Annotated in this window: 2 protein-coding genes; one reads left to right on the top strand and one right to left on the bottom strand. The window is 39.4% G+C overall.

The window, feature by feature from the left end; translation table 11 throughout:
* The coding region (sufU, locus tag AMDU4_RS13950; protein WP_021788563.1) for a Fe-S cluster assembly sulfur transfer protein SufU at window positions 1–374 on the top strand (374 nt) is incomplete at its 5' end.
* A 123-nt stretch (window positions 375–497) separates the two neighbouring features.
* Here sufU and AMDU4_RS13945 read toward each other — a convergent pair.
* Window positions 498–1,090: peptidase dimerization domain-containing protein (locus AMDU4_RS13945; protein WP_290705610.1), on the bottom strand; the 593-nt coding region annotated here is incomplete at its 5' end.

The raw sequence follows: 1,090 nt of genomic DNA, 5'->3' as shown, positions 1-1,090 counted from the left end.
AGAATTACGGACATTTGGAACATCCTACGAAAAGTGCCGGCCTATTAAATCCAACCTGCGGTGACCAAATTAAATTGGACTTGATCATAAAGGATGGGCGAATTGAAGAGATTTGCTTTAGCGGGCAGGGATGTTCTATCAGTATGGCATCGGCATCCATGCTCACTGAAGCAGTTAAGGGAAAAACTGTTGATGAGGCACTGTCACTGGTATCAAATTTCAAGGCCTTCCTGGCAGGTGGAACCTCAGACGTTCCTTTAGGTGATTTAGAGGCACTGCATGGTGCATCACAATTTCCTAGTAGAGTGAAATGTGCCACATTAGCACATAATGTCTTGGAAAAAGCTATTGCCGATTCAACGCCTGAACAGTAGAACAAAAATCATCTCCCGAAGCATTTGAGAACGGAGTATAGGGTTATACCTACGAAGTTTAAGCATCAGACCTATGATAATTTCTAAAGATAGATGTTAACATGGTTAAGAGAAACCCCAATCTCACAGACCTCTGGCTATTTCATAAAGACCTGCAGCAAAGCCAACGATGGATTTCTTAAGATCATTAATCAATATTTTTTCATCATTCATGTGAGATTCCTCAAGGATTCCAGGGCCGTAATTAAGCGACGGAATTCCTGCCTGATGTGTGAATCTCATATCAAATGTTCCTGGAGAGAGAACTAATTCCGGTTCACTTCCAAGGGCTTCCCCAAGGCCTGTCCTGAAAAGACGGTAAAATTGATTTTCTGTATTCTCTATTATGCTATCAGTTATATAATGTTCATTGATCCTGACTTCATACCCAGAACTTTGTGCATAGTCCATAATTAAATCGTATAGTTTGTCTTTTTCCTCACTTAATTTTTCTTCCGGTATCAATCTTCGATAAATAGAAAATTCGCATTCATCCGCTATGGTGTTAGCCCATGTACCACATTTTAAATAACCTATTGCCAGACCAGGCTTTTTTGAACCGGGTGGAATTACATTGTATTTTGAAATCCTTGATTTCTCAATTTTCTTTCCATATTTATTTATAATGCTTATAAGCTCTATAGTACCTGCTATCGCATCCTTTCCGAGATATGCCA

The organism is Ferroplasma sp. Type II (genome assembly GCF_000496155.1).
The sequence above is the reverse complement of the archived record's forward strand: the minus strand, read 5'-3'. Positions and strand labels throughout refer to the sequence as shown.